Source organism: Streptomyces puniciscabiei (assembly GCF_006715785.1).
GTDB lineage: Bacteria > Actinomycetota > Actinomycetes > Streptomycetales > Streptomycetaceae > Streptomyces > Streptomyces puniciscabiei.
This window is the reverse complement of the sequence record NZ_VFNX01000001.1, coordinates 3,600,951-3,616,094: the sequence shown is the minus strand read 5'-3', so window position 1 is coordinate 3,616,094 and position 15,144 is coordinate 3,600,951. Positions and strand designations below refer to the sequence as shown.

General features: G+C 71.8%; 14 protein-coding genes. 5 read left to right on the top strand and 9 right to left on the bottom strand.

The window, feature by feature from the left end:
- The first annotated feature begins 204 nt into the window (after positions 1 to 204).
- Together FB563_RS16710 and FB563_RS16705 are read left to right on the top strand one after the other, a co-directional pair.
- On the top strand, positions 205 to 708 hold the full coding sequence (locus tag FB563_RS16710; RefSeq protein WP_055709422.1) for a nucleoside deaminase: 504 nt from the start codon (positions 205 to 207) through the stop codon (positions 706 to 708).
- Between the two features lie 186 nt (positions 709 to 894).
- On the top strand, positions 895 to 1,488 hold the full coding sequence (locus FB563_RS16705) for a flavin reductase family protein (RefSeq protein WP_055709423.1): 594 nt from the start codon (positions 895 to 897) through the stop codon (positions 1,486 to 1,488).
- 68 nt (positions 1,489 to 1,556) lie between these two features.
- Here the strand turns inward: FB563_RS16705 and FB563_RS16700 are convergent, their stop codons facing one another.
- Positions 1,557 to 2,864: an MFS transporter gene (locus FB563_RS16700; RefSeq protein ID WP_199832988.1), complete on the bottom strand. Its 1,308-nt coding sequence runs from the start codon at positions 2,862 to 2,864 to the stop codon at positions 1,557 to 1,559.
- A 71-nt stretch (positions 2,865 to 2,935) separates the two neighbouring features.
- Here FB563_RS16700 and FB563_RS16695 point away from each other — a divergent pair, with 71 nt between their 5' ends.
- Entirely contained in the window at positions 2,936 to 3,934 is a 999-nt protein-coding gene (locus tag FB563_RS16695) for a GlxA family transcriptional regulator (RefSeq protein ID WP_055709425.1), read from the top strand.
- Here FB563_RS16695 and FB563_RS16690 read toward each other — a convergent pair.
- Genes FB563_RS16690 through FB563_RS16680 form a run of 3 tightly spaced genes read right to left on the bottom strand, consistent with a single transcriptional unit; the run spans position 3,924 to position 7,067 of the window.
- Positions 3,924 to 4,973, bottom strand: coding sequence for a Zn-dependent alcohol dehydrogenase (locus FB563_RS16690; protein ID WP_055709426.1), 1,050 nt, complete (start codon positions 4,971 to 4,973; stop codon positions 3,924 to 3,926). The two genes, FB563_RS16695 and FB563_RS16690, sit on opposite strands and share 11 nt — an antisense overlap.
- A complete protein-coding gene (locus tag FB563_RS16685; RefSeq protein ID WP_055709427.1) occupies positions 4,973 to 6,121 on the bottom strand; it encodes an acyl-CoA dehydrogenase family protein in 1,149 nt (382 codons plus the stop codon). Before FB563_RS16685 ends, FB563_RS16690 begins: the two co-directional genes overlap by 1 nt.
- Positions 6,122 to 6,152: 31 nt before the next feature.
- On the bottom strand, positions 6,153 to 7,067 hold the full coding sequence (locus FB563_RS16680; protein ID WP_055709428.1) for an SDR family NAD(P)-dependent oxidoreductase: 915 nt from the start codon (positions 7,065 to 7,067) through the stop codon (positions 6,153 to 6,155).
- Positions 7,068 to 7,153: 86 nt separating this feature from the next.
- On the opposite strand from FB563_RS16680, the gene FB563_RS16675 reads away from it, so the two are divergent.
- Entirely contained in the window at positions 7,154 to 8,080 is a 927-nt protein-coding gene (locus tag FB563_RS16675; protein ID WP_055709429.1) for a cyclase family protein, read from the top strand.
- Positions 8,081 to 8,332: 252 nt separating this feature from the next.
- Here the strand turns inward: FB563_RS16675 and FB563_RS16670 are convergent, their stop codons facing one another.
- From FB563_RS16670 to FB563_RS16650, 4 genes are all read right to left on the bottom strand, one after another.
- Entirely contained in the window at positions 8,333 to 8,926 is a 594-nt protein-coding gene (locus tag FB563_RS16670; RefSeq protein WP_055709430.1) for an ATP-binding protein, read from the bottom strand.
- Between the two features lie 553 nt (positions 8,927 to 9,479).
- Positions 9,480 to 10,355 (bottom strand): acyl-CoA dehydrogenase family protein, encoded by an 876-nt coding sequence (locus tag FB563_RS16660; RefSeq protein ID WP_055709431.1) that lies wholly within the window; start codon positions 10,353 to 10,355, stop codon positions 9,480 to 9,482.
- Between the two features lie 3 nt (positions 10,356 to 10,358).
- Positions 10,359 to 11,492, bottom strand: coding sequence for an acyl-CoA dehydrogenase family protein (locus FB563_RS16655; RefSeq protein ID WP_055709432.1), 1,134 nt, complete (start codon positions 11,490 to 11,492; stop codon positions 10,359 to 10,361).
- A complete protein-coding gene (locus FB563_RS16650) occupies positions 11,492 to 12,685 on the bottom strand; it encodes an amidohydrolase family protein (protein WP_055709433.1) in 1,194 nt (397 codons plus the stop codon). Before FB563_RS16650 ends, FB563_RS16655 begins: the two co-directional genes overlap by 1 nt.
- 118 nt (positions 12,686 to 12,803) lie before the next feature.
- On the opposite strand from FB563_RS16650, the gene FB563_RS16645 reads away from it, so the two are divergent.
- Entirely contained in the window at positions 12,804 to 14,312 is a 1,509-nt protein-coding gene (locus FB563_RS16645) for a class I adenylate-forming enzyme family protein (RefSeq protein WP_142218747.1), read from the top strand.
- Here the strand turns inward: FB563_RS16645 and FB563_RS16640 are convergent.
- A complete protein-coding gene (locus FB563_RS16640; RefSeq protein WP_055709794.1) occupies positions 14,309 to 15,058 on the bottom strand; it encodes an alpha/beta hydrolase family protein in 750 nt (249 codons plus the stop codon). The two genes, FB563_RS16645 and FB563_RS16640, sit on opposite strands and share 4 nt — an antisense overlap.
- Positions 15,059 to 15,144: the final 86 nt, after the last annotated feature.

Here is a 15,144-nt window from a genome sequence, read left to right as displayed (position 1 = left end):
CACGACCGCCGTCGGGCGGACCGGTTCTTGTAGAAATCCACAAAGAGCCGTTCCCGGCCGGCGGCCGCTTTCATGTCTTCCTTTCCTGGCCGATTCCACTCGGCCGGCTGTGTACTCGTCGTGCACGTTGTACCTGGTCAAGGCGTGCCAGACAGCCACCTCCGGCCCTCCGGGCCGCTCAAGACCCTATGGAGTGACCCACCCATGACCCTGCACACCCAGGAGACGAGCGCCCAGGAGTCCGAGCGCGTCTGGATGGAGAAGGCGATCAGCCTGGCCACCGACAGCGTGCTGCACGGCGGCGGCCCGTTCGGCGCGCTCATCGCCAAGGACGGCGAGGTCGTCGCGCTGGGCAACAACCAGGTCACCGCGACGCTGGACCCCTCGGCGCACGCCGAGGTGAGCGCGATACGCGCCGCCTGCAGGGCACTGGACACCTTCTCCCTCGAGGGCTGCGTCCTGATCACGTCGTGCGAGCCGTGCCCGATGTGTCTCGCCGCCGCGCTGTGGGCGCGCGTCGACCGGCTCGTCTACTCCGCCGACCGGCACGACGCCGCGGTGGCCGGTTTCGACGACCGCAAGTTCTACGACCTGTTCGACAAGAAGCCCGAGTCGATGTGGCCGATGTCCGTCGAGCACCTGAACCTGCCGAACCGCACGGCGCCGTTCGACGCGTGGGTGGCCAAGTCCGACCGCATCGACTACTGACGGCGGCTTCGCGGAGGCGCGCGACCCGGTCGGCCCGGCGGCGTGGATCAGTCCTCGGCGCGGTGGATTTCCCGGACCCGCTCGCGCGCCTTCTCCCACCCCATGGCCGCAGCCTATGAAGTGCCTGTACGGGGCGCTCCGCCAGGCTTCCTATCTGACGCACCGTCAGCTTCAATGGATGGCGTGATGGGACACGCAGGGGCGGCGGCCGCCGCCGTCCGGTATCTGGGGCGCAGGCCCGTGGAGCCGTTGCCACGGCCGGACTTGCGGTGTGTGCGGGAGGACGAGCGGACCCCGGTGGAACCGGCCGAGTTCCGGCGGGTACTGGGAAGCTTCGCGAGCGGGGTGACGGTGATCACGGCACCGGCCGCCGACGGGGAGCCGGGCCCCGCCGGTTTCGCCTGCCAGTCCTTCGCCTCCCTCTCCCTCGAACCACCCCTCGTCTGCTTCATGGTGGGCCGTACGTCGGCCACCTGGCCCCGGATCGCCCGCGCGGGGGTCTTCTGCGTCAACGTGCTCGGCGCCGACCAGGACGAACTGTGCCGGGCCTTCGCGGTCAGCGGCGCGGACAAGTTCGCCGGGGTGGCGTACGACCCGGCACCCGCCTCCGGCTCCCCGCGCCTGACCGGCGCCGCCGCCTGGATCGACTGCACCGTCCACGCCGTGCACCCCGGAGGCGACCACCTGATCGTCGTGGGCCGGGTGAACGCCCTCGGCGCCCAGGAGCGGGACGAACCGCTGCTGTTCCACCGGGGGCGGTTTGCCCGGATCAGCTCCTAGGGAACAGGGGGGCGTTCCCGGTCCAGGGACACGGTGCCGTGTGTCATCAACTTCCCCTGAAACCTGGTTCAGGATACTGCGGGCAGTGCCGCCGTCGGCGTCCTGCGGATCACCAGGGCCATCAGGGCCGCCGCCGCGCACAGCGTGCCGGAGGCGTACCAGACGAGGTCGTAGGAGCCGAAGACGTCACGGGCGAGGCCGCCGAGGTAGGCGACGAGGGCCGCGCCGACCTGGTGGGAGGCGAGCACCCAGCCGAAGACGATGGCGCTGTCCTCGCCGTAGTTCTCGCGGCACAGGGCGAGGGTCGGCGGCACGGTGGCCACCCAGTCCAGGCCGTAGAAGACGATGAAGAACAGCATCGGGGGGTGGACCGCCGGGCCCAGCAGCATCGGGAGGAAGACGAGGGAGATGCCGCGCAGGGCGTAGTACACCGCGAGCAGGCGGCGCGGTTCGAAGCGGTCGGTGAACCAGCCGGAGGCGATCGTGCCGGCCACGTCGAACACGCCGATGACGGCGAGCAGCGAGGCCGCCGTCGTGACCGGCATGCCGTGGTCGTGCTCGGCGGGCACGAAGTGGGTCTGGATCAGGCCGTTGGTGGAGGCGCCGCAGATCGCGAAGGTGCCGGCGAGCAGCCAGAAGGTGCCCGTGCGGACGGAGGTCGAGAGCACCTTCAGCGTGCGGCGGGCGGCACCGGTCACCGGCGGCGGCTTGGGCACGAACTCGCGCGCGCCGTAGGGCTTCTGGCCGACGTCGGCCGGGTGGTCGCGCAGCAGGATCCAGACGAAGGGGACGACGGCGAGCGCCGCCAGGGCGACCGTGACGGCGGCCGGGCGCCAGCCGTGGTGTTCGGTCAGCCAGGACAGCACCGGCAGGAAGATCAGCTGGCCGGAGGCGGACGCGGCGGTGAGGATGCCGCTGACCAGTCCGCGCCGCTCGGTGAACCACCGGTTGGTGACCGTCGCGGCGAAGGCGAGGGCCATCGATCCGGAGCCCAGACCCACCAGCAGGCCCCAGCACAGCCACAGTTGCCAGGCCGCCGTCATCCACACGGTCAGGCCCGAGCCGGCCGCGATCACGGTCAGCGCGCCGGCGACCACCCGGCGGATGCCGAAGCGGTCCATCAGCGCGGCGGCGAAGGGGGCGGTGAGGCCGTAGAGCGCGAGGTTGATGGAGACGGCCGCGCCGATCGTGCCGCGCGACCAGCCGAACTCCTGGTGCAGCGGGTCGATGAGCAGGCCGGGCAGGGAACGGAAGGCGGCCGCGCCGATGATCGTGACGAAGGTGACGGCGGCGACGAACCACGCCCGGTGCACACGGCGGCGCCGGGCGGGCGGGGCGGCCTGGACGGGGGCTGCGGCTGGGCTTGTCTGAGTCACGTCATCCAGCGTGCTTTTTCCATGAGCACACATCGAGTGGCCCGAGAGTCAGTGTTCGCTAGGATCGGGCCATGGCCGCTGACACTGACGCCTTCCGTCCGCACCGGGTCGTCGTGCTCGCCCTCGACGGGCTGCTCCCCTTCGAGCTGGGCATCCCGCACCGCATCTTCGGCCGCCCGAAGGACGAGCAGGGCCGGCACCTGTACGAGGTGGTGACCTGCTCGGTACGGCCGCCCGGCCCGGTCGAGACCGACGCCGACTTCGCCGTGCACGTCCCGAACGGCCCGGAGGCGCTGGCCGGCGCCGACACGGTGATCGTCCCGGCGTCGTACGAGCTCGGCCCGGTCTTCGAGGAGGGCCGGCTCACCGACGAGCTGTCCGCCGCCCTCGCCCGGATCCGCCCCGGCACCCGGCTCGCCTCCATCTGCACCGGCGTCTACGTCCTCGCCGCCGCCGGACACCTCGACGGCCGCCCGGCGACCACGCACTGGCGGGACGCCGAGCGCTTCCAGCGGATGTTCCCGAAGATCAGGGTGGACGCGGACGTGCTGTTCATCGACGACGGCGACGTGCTCACCTCGGCCGGGGTGGCCGCCGGGATCGACCTGTGCCTGCACATGGTGCGCCGCGACTTCGGTACGGCGGTCGCCAACGAGGTCGCCCGGGTCACGGTCGTACCGCCGCACCGGGACGGCGGCCAGGCCCAGTACATCCACCGCCCGGTCCCGGACCCGCAGCTGGCCACGACGAGAGCCGCCCGCGCCTGGGCGCTCGGCCGCCTCCACGAGCCGATCCAGCTGCGGGACATGGCCGAGCGGGAGGCCATGTCGGTGCGCACCTTCACCCGCCGCTTCCGCGAGGAGGTCGGGATCAGCCCCGGCCAGTGGCTCACCCAGCAGCGCGTCGAACGCGCCCGCCATCTGCTGGAGACCACCGACCTGTCCATCGACCAGGTGGCCCACGAGGCGGGCTTCGGCACCGCCCAGTCGATGCGCCAGCACCTCCAGCAGGCGCTCGGGGTGACGCCGACCGCCTACCGCCGCACCTTCCGGGCAGGCGTCAGAACGTGAGCACCGCCCGCGCCACCCGCCCCGCCTCCGCGTCCGCGCGGGCCTTGGCGAAGTCCTCCACCGGGTAGACCGCCGTCACCAACTCGTCCAGCAGCAGGCGGCCCTGGCGGTACAGGTCGGCGTACAGGGCGATGTCGCGCTGAGGGCGGGAGGAGCCGTAGCGGCAGCCCAGGACGGACTTGTCCAGGTAGAGGGAGGAGACCAGGAAGGACGCCTCGGCGGTGGCGGGCGGCACGCCGAGGAGGACGGCCTGGCCGTGCCGGTCGAGGAGGTCGATCGCCTGCCGGATCAGCTCCACCCGGCCGACGCACTCGAAGGCGTGGTCGGCGCCCGTGGGCAGGATGTCCCGCACGCCCTCCGTGGAGGTCAGGAAGTCGGTCGCGCCGAACCGCCGGGCCACCTCCTCCTTGTCCGGGTTGGCGTCCACGGCGACGATCCTGAGCGCCCCCGCGAGCCGCGCGCCCTGGAGCACGTTCAGCCCGATCCCGCCGGTGCCGATGACGACGACGCTGTCCCCCCGGTCCACCCGGGCCCGGTTCAGCACGGCGCCCACCCCCGTGAGCACCCCGCATCCGATCAGCGCGGCGGACTCCAGCGGGATGTCCTCGGGGATCCGCACCGCCTGCACGGCCTTGACGACCGTGCGCTCGGCGAAGGCCGAGTTGGAGGCGAACTGGTGCACCGGACCCGCACCCCGCGTGAACGGCTTCCCCGGGCGCCCGATGGCCTGCCGGCACATCGTCGGCCGACCCCGGTCGCACTCCGCGCACATGCCGCAGTTGGCGAGCGTGGACAGCGCCACATGGTCGCCGGGCGCCACATGGGTGACGCCCGCACCGACCGCTTCGACCACCCCGGCCCCCTCATGGCCCAGCACCACCGGCACGGGGAACGGAATGGTGCCGTCCACCACGGACAGATCGCTGTGGCACAGCCCGGCCGCCGCGATCGCCACCAGCACCTCTCCGGCCCCCGGCTCCCGCACCGCGAGATCGTCGACCACCTGCACCTGCGTGCCGTCGAACACCACTCCACGCATCACACGGCCCCCTTGGGCTCTCTGGGCAGACCGAGCACGCGCTCGGCGATGATCGTGCGCTGGACCTGGTCCGAGCCGCCGTAGATGGTGTCGGCCCGGGAGAAGAGGAACAGGTGCTGGTCGGCGCCGAATTCGTACGGCGCCGTAGCCGACCAGTCCACCGGTCCGACGGCGGCCGCCGCCCCCCTGACCTGCATCGCCAGCTCCCCGAGCCGCTGGTGCCAGCCGGCCCACAGCAGCTTGGCCACGCTGGGCGCGCCGGGGCCGGCCGAGCCGCCGAGGGTGCGCAGGGCGTGCCGGCGCATGGTCCGCAGCTCGGCCCACTGCCGCACGAGCCGCGACCGTACGACAGGGTCCGCCGCCGCTCCCGTCTCCACGGCGGTCCGCACCACGTCGGCCAACTCCTCGGCGAACCCGATCTGTTGGGCAAGGGTGGACACCCCTCGCTCGAACCCGAGCAGGCTCATCGCCGCGGCCCAGCCGCGCCCCTCCCCTCCCACCACGTGCTCCACGCGCGCGTGCGCCCCGTCGAAGAAGACCTCGTTGAAGTCGCTGGTCCCGGTCATCTGCCGGATGGGACGGACCTCGATGCGGCCGGGCTGGTCCATGGGAACGAGCAGAAAGCTGAGCCCGTGGTGGCGCCTGGACTCCGGGTCGGTACGGGCCAGTACGAAACACCAGTCGGCCTCATGGGCGAGCGAGGTCCAGATCTTCTGCCCGCTGATCCGGTAACGGTCCCCTTCACGGACCGCCGACGTGCGCACCCCGGCCAGGTCCGACCCCGCGCCGGGCTCGCTGTACCCCTGGCACCACAGCTCCTCGCCGGCCGCGACCGGCGGCAGGAAGCGGGACTTCTGCTCCTCGCTGCCGTGAGCGATGAGCGTGGGCGCGAGCAGGTTCTCCCCGATGTGCCCCGAGCGCGGAGGCGCGGGCGACCGGGCATACTCCTCGGCCCAGACAACCTGCTGCGTGAGCGTGGCCGTACGGTTGCCGTAACCCGACTCCGGCCAGCCGAGCCCGATCCAGCCGGCGGCACCGAGGGTGCGTTCCCAGGCACGGCGGTCTGCAGTGGGGGTGACGTTGACTGCGAGCCAGTCACGGGCCTCCGCACGAAACGTGTCGTCCTCTTGGCTGAACCCGAAATCCATTGAAGACCGCCTTAGGTTGACGCGCCCCGAGCTATTGGGCGTTCGGCCGAGTCCCAGAACGCGCCGCAGACTCCATCGCCAATAGCTGGGACAGCATCGGCATCGGATCCACCCCCACAGACCCCGGAAGAATCTCCGCGATCCTTTCCGGCGTCCAGCCGCCAAAGGCATACGCCGAGCGCAGCTCACGGGGTTGTGCCCACACCGCGATCTTCGGCCCCGCGACGGTGTACACCTGCCCGGTGACGCCCTGCGCGGCAGCCCCGTCGGACAGCAGGTACACCACCAGCGCGGCCACGTCCTCCGGCTCGCCGATCTCCGTCAGCTCCATGGGAACGTTTGCCGACATCCGCGTGCGGGCCACCGGCGCCACCGCGTTCGCGGTCACCCCGTACTTGTGCAGCCCGAGCGCCGCGCTGCGCACGAGCGAGATGATCCCGCCCTTCGCCGCGCTGTAGTTGGCCTGGGACACCGAGCCCTGGTGGTTGCCGCTGGTGAAGCCGATCAGCGTGCCGGAGCGCTGCCTGCGCATCACCGCGGACGCCGCCCGGAAGACGGTGAACGTGCCCTTGAGGTGGGTGGCGAGCACGGGGTCCCACTCCTCCTCGGTCATGTTGAACAGCATCCGCTCGCGCAGGATCCCGGCCACGCACACGACCCCGTCGAGCCGGCCGTACGAGGCCAGCGCCACGTCGACCACCCGCTGCCCGCCCGCCATCGTGGAGATGTCGTCGGCGACCGCGACCGCCTCGCCGCCCGCCGCCTCGATCTCCTTGACGACTGCCTCGGCGACCTCGCTCGTCGGCGCGGTGCCGTCCATGGAGACGCCGTAGTCGTTGACGACGACCTTCGCCCCCTCGGCGGCAGCCGCCCGCGCGACCGCCCGGCCGATGCCCCGCCCGGCGCCCGTCACGGCGACGACCTTTCCTGCCAAGAAGTTCCCCACGCCCGGCCCCTTCCCGCGGTTTCTGACGGTCCGTTAGATTCTATGGCGCGTCGGATGCGCGGACACAAGCCCCGGGGAGGCACCGGATGGCACTGCCGGAGGAGTTCCACGAGATCGCGGGGCGCGTGAACAACTGGGGGCGCTGGGGGACGGACGACGAGATCGGCACCCTCAACCTGATCACCGACGAGGTCGTCCGCGAGGCCGCCGCCGGCGTCCGCACCGGCCGCCGCGTCCCCCTCGCGCTGCCCCTGCGGCAGGACGGGGTGCAGACGGGCGTGATCCCGGGGCGGGTGAACCCGCTGCACGTCATGGTCCAGCTCAACCAGGAGCTCTTCGGGCCGGGCACGGTGGCGTGCAGCGACGACGCGGTGACCATGGGCCTGCAGGCGGGCACCCACTGGGACGCGCTGACCCATGTGTCGCACTCCGGGAAGCTCTACAACGGCCGCCCGGCGCACACGGTCACCGCGCACGGCGGTGCCGGGTTCGCGGGGATCGACAAGGCGCGGCACATCATCTCGCGCGGGGTGCTGCTGGACGTGGCACGCGCGCGTGGCGTGGACCGGCTGGCGGGGGGCCACGCGGTGACACCGGAGGATCTGGAGCGGGCCGAGGAGTTCGGCGGGGTCCGGGTCCGGGCCGGTGACATCGTGCTGGTCCGCACCGGGCAGGTGCAGGTGTACCTGGCCGGGGACAGGCACGCCTACGGCTATCCGTCGCCGGGGCTGTCCCTGCGTACGCCGGAGTGGTTCCACGCGCGCGATGTGGCGGCGGTCGCGAACGACACGCTCACTTTTGAGATATTTCCGCCCGAGTCGGAGAATCTGTGGCTGCCCGTGCACGCCCTGGACCTGGTGGAGATGGGGATGCTCCAGGGCCAGAACTGGAATCTCGAAGAGTTGTCCACAGCCTGTGGAGAAGAGGGGCGGTACACGTTCCTGCTGTCGGCGATGCCCGAGCCGTTCGTCGGCGCGACGGGGACACCGGTGGCACCCGTGGCCGTTCTCTAGAGTCCGACCGTGTACCGGCCAGGCGGCGCGCCTCCCCCACCGTCGCGCGCACGCGCCGCCCACCGGATGCGACCCACACTCGACGAGGACCGCCGTCACCCATGCCCTCGTCGTCCCCTCGCGGCGAATCGTCGCCCACAAGCGTGTTCAGGCCGTCACGGGTCGTCAACGCCGGGACGGGGATTTGTTACGTACGCCCTGTTCGCGGCACCCGCGCACGGATGCACCCCCGGCGCACCGCTACGCCGGGCGCTACACCGCCTCGAAGGCGAGACCCTCGTACGCGGACAGCCCGCCCCCGTACGCCATCCCTGCGCTCTCCCTGGGCGGTGAACACCGGTCCAGTTCGCACCAGATGCTCTTGCCGGCGCCTTCCGGGCTCCAGCCCCAGCGATCGGCCAGGCAGTCCACCAGGGCCAGACCACGGCCGCCGGTGGCGTCACCTCCGGCGCAACGCGGCACGGGGGCGCGGGAGCTGCTGTCGGCGACCTCGACGCGCACGGTGGCGGCCGCGGGTGCCGGTGGCGCCTCGGCGGTCCCGGCGGGCTCGGCCGTCGCGCACGGCGTGTCCGGCGGCTCGGCCGCCGTACTCGGCAGGTCGGCCGCCGCACCCGGCAGGTCGGCTGCCGCACCCGGCAGGTCGGCCGCCGTACTCGGCAGGGAGAGCCGGAGCACCGCCGCGTGGCCGGTGTGCACGACCGCGTTGGTCACCAGCTCGGAGACGAGCAGGATCAGGGTCTCGGCCAGCGGCTCGTCGGCCGCTATCCCGAGCCCGGCGAGCCGAGAGCGGGCCCACCTCCTCGCCCGACCCACCTCCGTGGGGTCGGGCCGGATCTCCAGCTGCACTTGAAGCACCTGCACCGCTCACACCATCCGAACCGGCGGACACATGACCCCACGCCACCCGGGCGTCACGGCCACCGCGGCCGCGACGACGATCACGAGGGCCACGATCGTAGCCATTTTCTGCATGGCCAGAACAACGGCCCGAGCAAGGGTCACGGAATGTGACTCCCTTGGAAACCAGCATGGTTGACGTACAGTCACCCCAACAAGCGCTTCGGGCATATTCCAGCGCGAAGGAGTACGCGTACGGCATACTGTGCGACGCTCGTGCCGGGGAGTCGAACAGGCGTAGGCCGAGGCCGTTGTCGCCACGCGAGCAGCGCCGCGCACCGCGCGACCCGGTGCCGCCCCAGGGGCACCGCAGGACCGGCTCGTGCTCGCAGCCACTCGCATCCCACACAAGGTACCGGAGGGGACGGCCGACTCCGGGCCGTGACGAGCCCCTTGAAGGACACAACCAGGTATCGACGCTCCGTGATACCGGCGTGCCACAATCCGCGACATCCTAGGCCAAGGCTTTCCCGCTCCCGCTGTCCAGGCCGGGTGCGCCTCCTCAGACCGCCAGCCGGGCGGCGAGCAGTTCCTCACTCTCCGTGCCGCCGCCGGCACGCCGTGCCCGCACCCAGGCCCGCTTCAGATGCAGGTGCACATCGGCCTCCCAGGTGAACCCCATGCCGCCGTGCACCTGCAGGCAGTCCCCGGCCCCGCGTACGGCGGCCTCGTCGGCGAGCAGCCGGGCGGCGGCGATGTCGGCCCGGTCGCCGGTGACGGCGGCGGCGTAGACGGCGACGCGCGCGGTCTCGGTGCGCACCAGCAGGTCCGCGCACAGATGCTTGACCGCCTGGAAGGCACCGACCGGCTGCCCGAACTGCTCCCGGGTCCGGGCGTGTTGCACTGCCATCTCCTGCACACGCCCAGCGGTGCCGAGCTGCTCGGCGGCGGTGAGGAGGGCGGCCACGGGGTCGGCCGTATCCGTGCCCACGGCCGGGGAGACCCGGTGCAGCGGGGTCAGTGGGTCGACGGACCTCAGGGGTTCGGCGCCGCGCGCCTCACCCCGCACCACGTCCGCGGCCTCCAGCCACTCCACCAGTTCCCCGTCCACGGCCGCCACCACCGTCTCCCCGGTGGCCGCTCCCGGGACGGTTCCCGCCGCGAGGTGGGTGGCCACGAGCGGTCCGGGCAGCAGGGCGCGTCCCGCCTCCTCGAAGACGAGCACCGCCTCCGGCAGCCCGAGCCCGACCCCGCCGTCCGCCTCCGGCAGGCGCAGGGCGAAGAACCCGGCGTCACCGAGCGCCCGCCACAGCTCCCGGTCGAGCCGTCCCGGCGCGTCGACGGCCGCCCGCAACGCCTCCCGCCCGAACCGCCGGTCCAGCAGCTCCCGTACGCCCGCCTTCAACGCGCACTGGTCATCGGTGAGTTGGAAGCGCACCCCTCATCTCCCCTTCGGCAGGCCCAGGATCCGCTCGGCCACGATGTTGCGCTGGATCTGTGAGGTACCGGCCGCGATGGTGTACGACAGGGAGGACAGGCGGTCGAGGACCCACGGCCGGTCCAGGTCCAGGCCGGTCGGGCCGAGTACGTCGGCCGCGGTGTCGTACAGCTCCTGGCGGGCGTGCGAGTAGCGGAGCTTGAAGACCGAGCCGCCGACGCCGGGCACCCCGCCGCTCGCCTCCGCCTCGCTCACGTTCCACTGGGTCAGCCGCCACAGCGCCCGGAACTCGGCGTCCAGGCGGCCGAGCCGGCGGCGCAGGACGGGATCGTCCCAGCGGCCGCTTCGGCGCGCCTCGGCCGCCAGCTCGGCCAGGACGCGGCGGCAGGCCACCACCTCGCCGACGAACGCCGTGCCGCGCTCGAAGGACAGGGTCACCATGGTCACGCGCCAGCCGTCGTTCTCCGCCCCGACCCGGTTGGCCACCGGCACGCGTACCTCGTCGAGGAAGACCTCGGCGAACTCGGCCGAGCCGGCGAGCGTGCGCAGGGGCCGTACGGTGATGCCGTCCGCGGACATGGGCATCGCGAGCCAGGTGATGCCCCGGTGCTTCGGCGCGTCCGGGTCGGTGCGGACCAGCAGTTCGCACCAGTCGGCGACCTCGGCGTGGGAGGTCCAGATCTTGGACCCGGTGACCACGTAGTCGTCGCCGTCGCGCCACGCGCGCGTGCGCAGCGACGCCAGATCCGAGCCGGCGCCCGGTTCGCTGAACCCCTGGCACCACACCTCCTCGCCGCGCAGGATCGGCGGCAGCCAGTGCGCCCGCTGCTCAGGAGTGCCCTCGGCGGCGATGGTCGGTCCGGCGTGCAGCAGCCCGACGAAACCCGCCCCCACATAGGGCGCGCCCGCCTTCTCCGTCTCCTCCAGGAAGATCAGCCGGGTGGTCGGCGAGGCGTCCCAGTGGATGTCGGCGTACCCGGCGTCGTACAGCATCCGCTGCCAGCCCAGGTCGTACGCCCTGCGGGCGGGCCAGTCGTCCGGGGACGGCTTCGGTGGCAGTGCCGGCAGCACCTTGGCCAGCCATTCACGCAGCCGGGACCGGAACTCCTCCTCTTCCGGTGTGCAGGAGAGGTCCATCACTTGTCGAGGTCCAGGTCGAGCATGCGGATGGCGTTGCCGCGCATCAGCTTGTACACCGTCTCGTCGTCCAGGCCCTTCACATGGTCCAGGGCGACCTCCTTGGTGTGCGGGAAGGTCGAGTCGACGTGCGGGTAGTCGGTCTCGAAGGTGGCGTTGTCCCTGCCCACTACGTCCAGCGAGGCGACGCCGTGCTTGTCGCGGAAGAAGCAGCAGAAGATCTGCCGGTAGTAGTACGTCGACGGCGGCTCGGGGATCAGGTCCCGGACCCCGCCCCAGGCGCGGTGCTCCTCCCACACGTCGTCGGCGCGCTCCAGGGCGTACGGGATCCAGCCCATCTGTCCCTCGGAGTAGGCGAGTTTGAGCTGCGGGAACTTCACCAGGACCCCGCTGAAGAGGTAGTCCATCATCGACGCCATCGCGTTGTTGAAGCTCAGCGACGCCTGGACGGCGGGCGGGGCGTCGGGCGAGGCGGCCGGCATCTGCGAGCTGCTGCCGATGTGCATGTTGACGACCGTGCCGGTCTCCTGGCAGACGGCGAAGAACGGGTCCCAGTAACCGGAGTGGATGGACGGCAGCCCGAGGTGGGTGGGGATCTCGGAGAAGGTCACCGCGCGGACCCCGCGCGCCGCGTTCCGGCGGATCTCCGCGACCGCCAGTCCGACGTCCCACAGCGGGATCAGGCACAGGGGGATCAGCCGGCCGCCGCTGTCCCCGCACCACTCCTCCACCATCCAGTCGTTGTAGGCGCGCACACAGGCGAGGGCGACCTCCTTGTCGTGCGCCTCGGCGAAGGTCTGCCCGCAGAAGCGGGGGAAGGTCGGGAAGCAGAGGCTGGCCTCGACATGGTTGAGGTCCATGTCCGCGAGGCGCGCCTTCGGGTCCCAGCACCCGCGCCGCATCTGCTCCCGGGTGATCCCCTCCAGCGTCATCTCGTCCCGGTCGAAGCCGACGGCGGCGATGTTGCGCTTGTAGGGGAACTTGAGGTCCTCGTAGATCCACCAGTCGGTCTGCTGGCCGGCCGGGTCCATGGTGATCCGGTACTTGCCGCCGACGTAGGCGAGTTCCCCGATCCCGGCGGTCAGCGGCTTGGGGCCGCGGTCCCGGTACCGGGACGGCAGCCAGGTCTCGAAGAGGTGGGCGGGCTCGATCACATGGTCGTCGACGCTGATGATGCGGGGCAGTTCGGTCATGGTTTCCCCTCCGCGTTCCGCTCCACCGGGACGGTTCGTCCGGACAGTACTTATCTGATGACCCGTCAGATAGCATGGCACCTGACGGTTCGTCAGCCAAGTCGGTCAGGGGGCACACGTGAACGAGACACCGCACGCCCTGAGCTCCGCCCGCACCCTGTGGGACCTGGTCGCCCGGCGCGCCGCCCTGACGCCCGACCGCCCGGTGCTGCTCCAGCAGGACCGCACGCTCACCTTCGGCGAGCTGCACGGGCGTGCCGAGCGGGTGGCGGCCGGCCTGTACGGCATGGGCGTACGCCCCGGCACGGTGGTCGCCTGGCAGCTGCCCACCCGGATCGAGACCGCCCTGCTGTCCTTCGCCCTGGCCCGCCTGGGCGCCGTCCAGTCCCCGGTGATCCCCTTCTACCGGCACCGTGAGGTCGGCTTCGCGCTCCGCGAGTCGAGGGCGGAGTTCTTCGCCGTCCCGGGCGTGTGGCGCGGTCACGACCACACGGAGATGGCGCGGCGGCTCGGCGCCAAGGGAATCTTCGAGGCGTACGGCGATCTGCCCGAGGGCGACCCGTCGACGCTGCCCGCCCCGCCCGCCGAGGGCACCTCGGTCCGCTGGATCTACTGGACCTCCGGCACCACTTCCGACCCCAAGGGCGTGCTGCACACCGACCGCTCGCTGCTCGCCGGCGGCTCCTGCCTCGCCCACGCCCTGCGCCTGACTCCGGACGACGTCGGCTCGATCGCCTTCCCGTACGCCCACATAGGCGGCCCGGACTACCTGGTGATGCTCCTGCTGTACGGCTTCCCGGCGGTGATGTTCGAGCACTTCGCGCTGCCGGACGCGCTGACCGAGTACCGGCGGCACGGTGTGACGGTGGCCGGCGGCTCCACGGCCTTCTACTCCCTGTTCCTCGCCGAGCAGCGCAAGCGGCCGCACGAGAGGCTGATCCCGAGCCTGCGCCTGCTCGCGGGCGGCGGCGCGCCCAGGCCTGCCGAGCTCCACCACAGCGTGGTCCGCGAGATGGGCGTCCAGCTCGCCCACGGCTACGGCATGACCGAGGTCCCGATGATCACCATGGGCGACCCCCGGGACACTCCGGAGAACCTGGCCACGACCGAGGGCCGCCCGCCGGCGGGCATGGAGATCCGGATCGTGGACGGCGAGATCAGACTCCGCGGCGAGGCCGTCTGCCAGGGCTATCTGGACCCCGCCCAGACGGCCGCCGCCTTCGACCCCGACGGCTTCCTGCGCACCGGCGACCTGGGCCGTGTGACGGACTCCGGCCACCTCGTGCTCACCGGCCGCCTGAAGGACGTGATCATCCGCAAGGGCGAGAACATCTCGGCCAGGGAGATCGAGGACCTCCTCGCCGCCCACCCGTCGGTCGGGGACGTCGCGGTGATCGGGCTGCCGGACGCGGAACGGGGGGAGCTGGTCTGCGCGGTCGTGGAACAGCCGCCGGGCGCGGCCGAGTTGACCTTGCCGGAGGTCGTCTCGTACCTGCGCTCGGCGGGCCTGTCCGTCCACAAGCTGCCGGAACGGCTCGAGGTGGTGCAGGCGCTGCCGCGGAACGACACCCTGCGCAAAGTACTGAAGTACAAGCTCCGGGAGAGGTTTTCCCGAGCCGCCCCTTAGGCCGGGACGAGGTGCCGGGCGAAGAAGCGGACCGCGCTGTCCGCCTCGAACCTGGGCAGTTCCTTGTGTCTGCCCGAGTTCACGTGCAGGGACTTCTCCTTCGAGGCGAAGGCGTCGAAGAGTGCCAGGCCTTCCTCGCGCGAGATGTGCTCGTCGTCCCACTGCAGGTCGAACTCGATCGGGATGGTGATCCGCCTCGCCTGCTCGGCCAGGACGTCGGGCCAGTGCTGGCCGAAGACCGCGGCGGTGATCCTGGGCTCGGCCGCCACGAACGGCACACCGATCGCCGTACCCATGTTGATGCCCCAGTAGCCGACCGGCCCGTCGGTGCCGATCTCCGGGAGTTCCTGGAGGGCGTCCAGGGTCGCGTGATACTCGGGCACGGCCAGCTCCGCCAGGTGGGCGTTGTAGCGGACGACGATCGGGCCTTCCGGCTCGCCCGCCGCCCTCGCCGCGAACAGGGCGGCGATCTCCTGCTCGTCGTGCGCCGTGCGCGGCCGGTCGCCGTGACCGGGGGCGTCGACGACCGCGACGTGGAAGCCGCACCCGGTCACGAGGAGCCTGGCACGGCCGGCCATCGCCGGATGCTTCTTGTGGTTGCCGCCGCCGTGTCCCATCAGGACCAGGGGAGCGCGACCGGTGCCGGAGGCCGGCGACCACAGGACGCCGGGGACGTCGCCCACGGTGAAGTCGCGTTCGACCATGCCGTTCGACGAGGACTCTGCGGTGAACCGAAGTGAGTACATGGGTGTTGCCTTTCGGGAGTGCCTTGTGGTCGAGGCGCTCCCGGCGACACCTGCGTCAGTCGCCGGCCGTGACGGGAAGGGGGAGC

Bases quoted from the DNA above. Each gene is read 5' to 3' on its own strand.
- FB563_RS16710 (WP_055709422.1), top strand. From the start codon at position 205: ATGACCCTGCACACCCAGGAGACGAGCGCCCAGGAGTCCGAGCGCGTC.
- FB563_RS16705 (WP_055709423.1), top strand. From the start codon at position 895: ATGGGACACGCAGGGGCGGCGGCCGCCGCCGTCCGGTATCTGGGGCGC.
- FB563_RS16695 (WP_055709425.1), top strand. From the start codon at position 2,936: ATGGCCGCTGACACTGACGCCTTCCGTCCGCACCGGGTCGTCGTGCTC.
- FB563_RS16690 (WP_055709426.1), bottom strand. From the start codon at position 4,973: ATGCGTGGAGTGGTGTTCGACGGCACGCAGGTGCAGGTGGTCGACGAT.
- FB563_RS16685 (WP_055709427.1), bottom strand. From the start codon at position 6,121: ATGGATTTCGGGTTCAGCCAAGAGGACGACACGTTTCGTGCGGAGGCC.
- FB563_RS16675 (WP_055709429.1), top strand. From the start codon at position 7,154: ATGGCACTGCCGGAGGAGTTCCACGAGATCGCGGGGCGCGTGAACAAC.
- FB563_RS16655 (WP_055709432.1), bottom strand. From the start codon at position 11,492: ATGGACCTCTCCTGCACACCGGAAGAGGAGGAGTTCCGGTCCCGGCTG.
- FB563_RS16650 (WP_055709433.1), bottom strand. From the start codon at position 12,685: ATGACCGAACTGCCCCGCATCATCAGCGTCGACGACCATGTGATCGAG.
- FB563_RS16640 (WP_055709794.1), bottom strand. From the start codon at position 15,058: ATGTACTCACTTCGGTTCACCGCAGAGTCCTCGTCGAACGGCATGGTC.